The sequence below is a fragment of the Desulfocurvibacter africanus subsp. africanus DSM 2603 genome (genome assembly GCF_000422545.1).
In the GTDB taxonomy this organism is placed as follows: domain Bacteria; phylum Desulfobacterota; class Desulfovibrionia; order Desulfovibrionales; family Desulfovibrionaceae; genus Desulfocurvibacter; species Desulfocurvibacter africanus.
The window spans coordinates 135,675-144,387 of sequence record NZ_AULZ01000013.1; the positions used below are offsets into that span (position 1 = coordinate 135,675).

The window sequence follows — 8,713 nt, forward strand, 5'->3', positions numbered from 1 at the left end:
GAGTAACGAACTGAATTCGACAAGGAGATTATAGAATGGCTGCCAAAGAAATACTTTTTGATGCTCGTGCCCGCGAGAAGATGAAGCGTGGAGTGGACAAGCTGGCCAATGCCGTCAAGGTGACCCTCGGACCCAAGGGCCGCAACGTGGTCATCGAGAAGAGCTTCGGCGCTCCGACCATCACCAAGGACGGCGTGACCGTGGCCAAGGAAATCGAGCTTGAGGACAAGTTCGAGAACATGGGCGCCCAGATGGTCAAGGAAGTCGCCTCCAAGACTTCCGACGTAGCCGGCGACGGCACCACCACGGCGACCATCCTGGCCCAGTCCGTGTTCACCGAGGGTGTCAAGCTCGTGGCCGCCGGCCGCAATCCCATGGCCATCAAGCGTGGCGTGGACAAGGCCGTCGAGGCCATTGTCGCGGAGCTGGCCAAGATGACCAAGCCCACCCGCGACCAGAAAGAAATCGCCCAGGTCGGCACCATCTCTGCCAACAACGATCCCACCATCGGCAACATCATCGCCGACGCCATGGGCAAGGTTGGCAAGGAAGGTGTCATCACCGTCGAGGAGGCCAAGGGCCTGGAGACGACCCTCGACGTGGTCGAAGGCATGCAGTTCGACCGCGGCTACCTCTCGCCTTACTTCGTCAACGACCCCGAGAAGATGGTCTGCGAGATGGCCGAGCCGCTCATTCTCATCAATGAGAAGAAGATTTCCAACATGAAGGACCTGCTGCCCGTGCTCGAGCAGGTGGCCCGCGCCGGAAAGCCGCTGGTCATCATCGCCGAGGACATCGAGGGCGAGGCCCTGGCCACCCTGGTGGTCAACAAGCTGCGCGGCACCCTGAACACCGTGGCCGTCAAGGCTCCCGGTTTCGGCGAGCGCCGCAAGGCCATGCTGCAGGATATCGCCATCCTCACCGGCGGCACCGTGGTCTCCGAGGACCTGGGCGTGAAGCTGGAGAGCATCTCCATCAATCAGCTGGGCAGCGCCAAGCGCGTCTCGATTGACAAGGAGAACACCACCATCGTCGACGGCGCCGGCAAGGCCGAGGACATCAAGGCCCGCGTGGCCCAGATCCGCCGCGAGATCGATGAGACCACCTCCGACTACGATCGCGAGAAGCTCCAGGAGCGTCTGGCCAAGATCGTGGGCGGCGTGGCCGTCATCAACGTGGGCGCTGCCACGGAAGTGGAGATGAAGGAGAAGAAGGCCCGCGTCGAGGACGCCCTGAACGCCACCCGCGCTGCCGTCGAAGAGGGCATCGTGCCTGGCGGCGGTGTGGCCCTGGTGCGTTGCGCCAAGGTCCTGGCGAACGTGAAGACCGTGGACGACGACGAGTCCGCCGGTGTGGCCCTGGTTCGTCGCGCCATCGAGGAGCCTCTGCGCCAGATCTCCAACAACGCCGGCATGGAAGGCTCCATCGTGGTGGAGAAGGTCCGTGAGGGCGGCAAGGACGGCTACGGCTTCAACGCCGCCACCGGCGAGTACGAAGACCTCATCAAGGCCGGCGTCATCGACCCCAAGAAGGTCACGCGCATCGCCCTGCAGAACGCCGCCTCCGTGGCCGGCCTGCTGCTGACCACCGAGTGCGCCATCGCCGAGAAGCCCAAGGAAGACAAGGGCGCCCCCGCCATGCCCGGCGGCATGGGCGGCATGGGCGGCATGGGCGGCATGTACTAGGCTACCAGCCAACCATCGGCTCATCATTAGAAAGGCCGGTCCCGCAAGGGGCCGGCCTTTCGCTTTTCAAAGCCCTGCCCAATTATCTACCAAAGAGCTCCATTATATCGCCCCGCCGATAGTTCCTTCCCTCACAATGTGGAATAGGCATTCCGTCCGCAGGTGAACCACCGCTTATGGCCTCGCCGCGAACATCAGTCTTCCACGCCTGGAAAGGTCGAGAGGGCCGTCGCCACGCAAATTCCGCGGCTACACTCCGGCCACGAGGATAGAGGCATGAGGAACATAGGTCTAATTGCACGAGGAGTCAGTCATGAGTAGCGATCGAATCGTCGCAGAGTCAGTAGAAAGCGGAGGGCGTATGGCAACCTCCAGCGGCGGCGGGGGCGTCTTGGGGTACATCATCGATAACATCCGCGAGACCGGCAAGAACCCCACGCGCGTGCTCGGGGGCTTCATCGCCGCCTGGGCCTTGTTCTTCCTCATCCTGTGGGTGTTCCCCAGGCCAGAGGGGCTATCGGCCAACGGCATGGCCGTGCTGGCCATCGTGGTCTGGGCCAGCGTCATGTGGGTCTCGGAGGCCATGCCCGTGGGCATTACCGGCATCTCAGTGCCCACGCTGCTCATCCTGACCCAAGGCATTCCCTGGGCCAACGGCAAGCCGCCCATGGCCACAGTCTTCTCGGGCTTCACGGGCCACGTGGTCTGGCTGTGCCTGTTCGCTTTCTTCGTGGGCGCGTTCATGCAGTTGCTCAAGCTCGACCGGCGCATCGCTCTGGGCGTGCTGGACAAGATCAAGGCCTCCAACGTGGGCCGGGTCATCTGGGGCATGTTCGGCGTGAACATCATCCTGGCCTTCCTCATCCCGGCGGCCAACGCCCGCGCCGCGACCCTGTTGCCCGTGGTCAAGGGCATCACCGACCTGCTCGGCGACAGCCCGCGCGAGCAGGAGGCCAAGAAGGCCATCGTCATCCAGTCCCTGGTATACGGCACCATGATCTGCGGCGTGTTCATCATGACCGCCCACCTGCCGAACCTGATCATGATCGGCATCTTCGAAAACAACGGCTTCCGCAACCTGGGCTACCTCGATTGGGCCCTGCTCCAGTTCCCCTACCTGGGCATGTTCGCTCTCACCCAGTGGTGGGTGCGCCACCACTTCAAAACCAAGGGCGTGGAGATCGGCGGCGGCCACGCCAAGATTCGCGAGCAGCACAAGGCCCTGGGCAAAATGACCAAGCCCGAATGGCTCCTGCTGACCCTGTTCGCGGGCATCGCGCTCCTGTTCATGATGGGCAAGGGCAGCCCCATTTTCCAGTTGCACAGCTACCAGCTCGGCGTCATCGGCCTCGTGGGCATCATCGTCCTGTTCAGCCCCGGCCTGTTCCCATTCAAGTGGAAGGCCATCCAGGACCGTACCATCTGGGGCACCTTCCTGCTCCTGGGCGGCGCCATCACCATGACCTCGGCCATGACAAAGTCGGGCCTGGCCGGCTGGCTGTCCGACATCATCCACCACTCGGTCATCGGCCTGCCCTGGTGGGGCATCATCCTGGCCCTTATGGCCGGCACTCATATCATCCGCATCGGCATGCTCTCCAACGTAGCTGCCGTGGCCATGCTGGCCCCGATCCTGTTCGAGATGGCCCCCATGCTGGGCCTGCACCCCGTGGCCTTCACCCTGCTCGTCTCGGACACGGACACTTACGCCTACATCCTGCCCACGCAGATCACGGCCGCGGTCATCGCCTACGGCTCCGAGACCTTCAGCACGGCCGACTACGCCAAGGCCGGCTGGGTGTGCATCCTCATCGCCATGGCTTACGGCCTGGTCGTCATGGCCCCCTGGTACGCTCTCATGGGCCTGCCTGTCTGGGATCCCACCGCGCCCTGGCCGTTCTAGCCGAGCGGCTAGAAGCACCGAACGAGCAAGCTTAGCAGCAAGCGTTCCGATTCACTCCGTATCCGGCAGGCCGCCTTGACCGAGTTACTTTCTCCCGGTCAGACGGCCTGCCTTTTAAGCATCTTTCATTCGTTAATAGCCCAGGCGATAGTTTTATCTCGGCACTTTGTTAGCTTGACTCCCAAGGACGACGCATCACCCCGCACTCGCGGCCGCCCGCAGGGATGGCCGCAGCAAAGAACATAAGGAGGATCACATGGCGAGACGGGCCATAAAGGAATTGCCCAAGGCGTTGGCCGACGTGGAGACCGTGGTCGTGGACGCCGACCTGCTCATCATCGGCGGCGGCAATGCGGGCTGCTTCTCGGCCGTGGAGGCCAAGACGCTCGACCCGAACTGCAAGGTCGTCATCATGGAGAAGGCCGAGATCAAGCGCTCGGGCGCGTGCTCGGCCGGCATGGACGCCATCAACACATACATCCCCGAGGGCAAGACGCCCGAGGACCTCGTGCGTTGGAGCCGATCGCAGGTTGGCGGCGGGCCCATCCGCGAGGACCTCTGCCTGTCCAACGCCGAGGAGCTGAACGAAGCCGTGGATGATCTGGAACGCTGGGGACTGCCCATTCTGCGCGACGAGAACGGCAAGATCAAGTATCGCGGCCAGTGGGACATCTCGGTTCACGGCGAGCAGCTCAAGCCCATCATGGCCGAGAAGGCCCTGGAGAACTCCGACGAGGTGCATAACCGCGTCACTGCCACCAACCTGCTCATGGAGGACGGCCGTTGCGTGGGCGCGCTGGGCTTCGGCGTGCGCGACGGAAAATTCTACGTATTCCGCGCCAAGGCGACCATCGTGGCCACGGGCGGCGCATGCGGCCTGTATAAGTCGTACACGGCCGACTCGACGAGTTCACACCACCAGACCTGGATGTGCCCCTACAACGTGGGCACGGGCTATGCCATGGGCATACGCCAGGGCGCGGAGATGACCTCCATGGAACAGCGCTGGGTGGCCACGCGCTCCAAGGACTTCTGCGGTCCCATCGACACCATCTCCGTGGGCTATAAGTCCGCGGTCATCAACGCCAAGGGCGAGCGGGTTCTCCAGAAGCACTACGCACACCTGGGCGGCGACAAGTCTCCGCGCTACATCCGCGCCAACGCACCCATGGAGGAATGGCTGGCCGGACGCGGACCAACATACTGCGACACCCGCCACCTCACGGCCGACAAGGTCAAGGAACTCAAGATCGACTACCTGAACGAGCGGCCCTCCTTCGTGCTCTTCCTCGCCGCGCGCGGTCAGGACATCACCAAGGATCCCATCGAGATCTACGGTTCGGACCCGTACATCATCGGCGGTCACACGCAATCCGGCTTCTGGGTGGACATGGGCCGCATGACCACCGTGCCTGGCCTGTTCGCGGCCGGAGAAACGGCCGGCGGCAATCCGAACAAATTCGTGGGCGGTTGCGCGGCCGAGGGCAAGCTCGCCACGCGCGGGGCGCTCAAGTACATCGCCGAGAACAGGGTCGAACTGCCCGAGATCGACCAGACCCAGCTGAAAACCGAGATAGAGCGCGTATTCGCACCACTGCTGCGCGGAGGCGACTACGACGGCGTAAGCTCCGTGGAGATGGAGGAACGGCTACAGCGGCTCATGGATGAGTATGCCGGCGGCACCTCGCAGTTCTACCGCACCAACGAGGAGCGCCTCGACTACGCCCTGCGGCACATCAAGATGCTCAGGGACCAGGTGTGCCACCTCAAGGCCGGCGACCTGCACGAACTCATGCTCTGTCATGACGTCATCGACCGCATCGACGTGGCCGAGGTGCTCTGCCATCACCTCAAGGGTCGCAAGGAGACCCGCTGGCAGGGCTGGCAGACGCGTTCGGACTATCCCGACACCGACCCGGCCTATGACTGCTTCGTGGAAACACGCAAGAATATGGAAACCGGCGAGATAGAGTGCTTCACCAGACCTTACGAGCAGATCGTGCCAGGTGACCGCAAAGCGCCCAGCCTGCCGGACAAGAACTAGACAAGCGAGGAGGTCCGACAATGCCGCCCAGAATTGACCCCAAGAAGTGCAACGGTTGCGAAGGCCGCGAGGAATCCCATTGCGAGGAGGCCTGCCCGGGCAACCTCATGTACGTCGGCGAAGACGGCAAGTCCCATTGCCGCAGCCTGCGCGACTGCTGGGACTGCATGTCCTGCACCAAGGCCTGCCCCAGAAACGCCATCGAGACGCGCGTGCCCTATCAGCTCGGCTACCACTTGGCCAGGCTGACGCCCCTCATGGGCAAGAACTCGATCACCTGGAAGTGCGTGGACATCCACGGCAACGAGGAAACCTTCAAGTACCGTAACCGCATGGACAAGTAGGCAGCGCGGGCAGGGGAGGAACACGGCCTCCCTGCCCGGTCTGCTGGCTTTCCCCGCACGACCGGCGGCCCAGGGTGCATACCCGGGCCGCCGGCGTTTCGCTTTCCGGCATTGCGCCTTGCGTCTTCCGGAGCTATGTAACCTTAGAATCCGGAGGTTCATCCATGCCCCAGACATGGCACTGGCGCGAGCGGGACTTTTTCGAAGACTTGCCGCGCGAAAAGGCGGCTTTTCTCGCAAGGGCTCGGCGGCGCGAGTTGCGCAAACGCGAATTCGTATTCCACGCGGGCGACGCGGGCACGTCCTGCTACTACCTGGAGAGCGGAAGCTTGCGCATCTTTCGCGCCACGGTCGAGGGTAAAGAGCCCATGGTCTTCCTGCGTAGGCAAGGCGAGATGTTCGGGCTGGCCGAGATAATGACCGGAGCGCAACGTCAAGCCAGCGCCCAGGCCATCGCCTCGGCGGTCATTTTCGAGATAGAGCGCAAGGATTTCGAGGCGCTTCTGGCCGATCACTACCCGCTGGCCAAGCGAGTTATCCAGATTCTTGGTTGCAGGCTGCGCTTCTTGGGCGAGCAGGTCGAAGGTCTCATGGTCAGCGACGTGGTCACGCGCATTCTCAAGCTGCTCCTCCAGCAGGCCTATCCGCTGTTGGACGACGAGGAGGCCTGGGAGCAGCCCGTGGCTCTGCCCGTAACGCTGACCCAGGAACAGATCGCCTCCCTGACCGGATCGTGCCAGCCGACAGTGAGCGAGACGCTCCGACTGCTCCAAGAGGAAGGCCTGATCGAGATGCGCCGGCGCGAAATCGTGCTGCTTAATCCCCTGACCGCGCTAAAGCGCATCGAGGAGCCCCCCTGTTAAGAAGGCGGAAAAGCTCCACACTGACCCGCTCGACCACCGGCCCCCACTCTCCTTGCCGCTCTTGCCTGAAGAGGCGCATGGTCGGGTACCAGGGGCTGTCCTCCCGTCCCGCCATCCATCGCCAGTCTGGTTCCATGTGCAGCAAGGTCCACACGGGCGTTCCAAGCGCGCCCGCCAGGTGCGCCGGCATGCTGTCCACTGTCACGACCAGGTCAAGGGCGCGCACGACAGCCGCCATCTTGGAAATATCGCTCACATCGTGCAGGACTCCAAAGCCGTCCGGCAGCTCTTCCAGCCCAGACCCGAACTGGAGGATGTGCAGAACGATTCCCGGAATCTCCGCGATACGCGCCATGAGCGCAAACGGGATCGAGCGGCGCGCGTCCCAATCACCGGAGCGCCAGGCGATGCCGACGTGAAGTCGCCCGCTCTGCCGCTCAATCGGAGAAGGGAAAGCCGCAAGCGGTTGCGCGTGGATGTACGGAACCTCGCGGGGCAAATCCCGCAAGGTCGTGCGGAACACGTGCGGCAGTTCCATGAGCTCCACATCCACGTCGTATTGCGCGTCGGGCGCGCCGTCGTGAAGCGGCATGAGCCGGTCGATGCCTCGCGCCGTGCGCAGGAGCGGGATGAGCTTGGGCTGCGCCCAGACAATGACCTCTCGGGCTACGGCCTTGACCAGGGGCGCGTAGCGGATGAACTGGAGCGTGTCGCCCAGGCCGTGATAGCAGCGCACGAGCACGCGCCGGCCCGCGAGCGGCGTGCCGTCCCAGACCCACTGTTCATGGCGGGGAAGGTGCTGGCAGGCTGTGCCGCGGCGGGCTTCAAGCACCACATCGCTCATGGTCCAAGCCGCATCGAAATCGCCGCGCCGCATGTGCCATAACCACAGACCTGGGCCGGACCTGCGATATATGGCGTCTTTCTTCCTCGAAATAACGTGTTGCGCCGCACCGCCTAGCGGCGTCCGCTGCGTGACAATGGCCTGCAGGCCATGCCCGAATTGGTCTGCCTCGTACATGCTCGCCTCCGGGTGAAGGAGCAGCAGGAGCTCTTCTCCTTCATGCGTAGGGCGGCCAGCGGCCGAGAGTCAACACCCCGATCCCGGCAAGCGGAAAATCCCACAGCTTCGCAATCCAGCGGCCGACAGGATGAAGCGATGCATTCCGACAGAAAAACTGATATTATCCGTGCTAAGTTATGGTGACGCCGCCTGTGCGGCGCAGGGAGGCACCGGTGAATTATGACGAGTTCGTTATCGAGGTGGAGCGACGCATGCCTGGCAGGTCGAGGGAAGAAGCCGAGCGGACTCTCATCGCAGTCGTAGCCGTCCTTGCCGAGCGCCTGGACCGCGACAGCCGGCGCAGACTGGCCGCATACCTTCCGGACCGGCTCAAGGAGTTGTTTCCCGATAAGGCAGCCACTGCCAATTACGGTTTGGAGGAATTCCTGTCTCGGATCGAGCGACGCGCAAGCGTGCAGGGCTACGCTCCAAAAGATCTGGCCCTGGTGGTCACAAAGGTTTTAGGGCTCGGGCTGCCCACGGGCGAGCTGCCCGGAATTCTTGAGGGCTTGCCCGAGGCGTTCCGGCAAAGTCTCATTCCGAGGCCGCCTGCGAAGCCGGGGCGGCTTGGCAAACCGCCCGTGCGAGGATGAGGCGGGAGGTCTCTTGCCATCGGGCAGGGTCCAGACATGCTCTGAATGGAATAGGCTCCCAGGTGCAACTAACCTGGGAGCCTATTCCTTTAGAGCATTTTGCTTTTGAAAATGCTCTGCGAGCCATGCTTCGGCATGGCTCGCCGCCGCGTAGGCGTAGGCGCAATTCACTTGCGCCGTCAACGCCGGAGCGGGCGTCTTAAAAGCAATCCGCACTA

7 protein-coding genes are annotated in these 8,713 nt (G+C 63.2%); 6 read left to right on the top strand and 1 reads right to left on the bottom strand.

The features are described from left to right. The first annotated feature begins 35 nt into the window (after window positions 1-35). From groL to H585_RS0110530, 5 genes are all read left to right on the top strand, one after another. The gene (gene groL / locus H585_RS0110510) at window positions 36-1,685 is read left to right on the top strand and encodes a chaperonin GroEL (protein WP_005985206.1); all 1,650 of its coding nucleotides are present in this window, start codon (window positions 36-38) and stop codon (window positions 1,683-1,685) included. A gap of 361 nt (window positions 1,686-2,046) precedes the next feature. Beyond that, complete coding sequence (locus tag H585_RS0110515) at window positions 2,047-3,588, top strand: SLC13 family permease (RefSeq protein WP_027367787.1); 1,542 nt, start codon at window positions 2,047-2,049, stop codon at window positions 3,586-3,588. Window positions 3,589-3,844: 256 nt separating this feature from the next. Beyond that, on the top strand, window positions 3,845-5,632 hold the full coding sequence (locus H585_RS0110520; protein ID WP_027367788.1) for an adenylyl-sulfate reductase subunit alpha: 1,788 nt from the start codon (window positions 3,845-3,847) through the stop codon (window positions 5,630-5,632). A gap of 20 nt (window positions 5,633-5,652) precedes the next feature. Then, a complete protein-coding gene (locus H585_RS0110525; protein ID WP_014258336.1) occupies window positions 5,653-5,976 on the top strand; it encodes a 4Fe-4S dicluster domain-containing protein in 324 nt (107 codons plus the stop codon). Window positions 5,977-6,140: 164 nt separating this feature from the next. Further along, entirely contained in the window at window positions 6,141-6,839 is a 699-nt protein-coding gene (locus tag H585_RS0110530) for a Crp/Fnr family transcriptional regulator (protein ID WP_027367789.1), read from the top strand. On the opposite strand, the gene H585_RS0110535 is transcribed toward H585_RS0110530, so the two are convergent. Continuing rightward, on the bottom strand, window positions 6,793-7,860 hold the full coding sequence (locus H585_RS0110535; protein ID WP_027367790.1) for a glycosyltransferase family 9 protein: 1,068 nt from the start codon (window positions 7,858-7,860) through the stop codon (window positions 6,793-6,795). The genes H585_RS0110530 and H585_RS0110535 overlap by 47 nt on opposite strands. Before the next feature lie 215 nt (window positions 7,861-8,075). On the opposite strand from H585_RS0110535, the gene H585_RS0110540 reads away from it, so the two are divergent. Further along, window positions 8,076-8,495 (top strand): DUF2267 domain-containing protein, encoded by a 420-nt coding sequence (locus H585_RS0110540; RefSeq protein ID WP_027367791.1) that lies wholly within the window; start codon window positions 8,076-8,078, stop codon window positions 8,493-8,495. Window positions 8,496-8,713 lie beyond the last annotated feature (218 nt).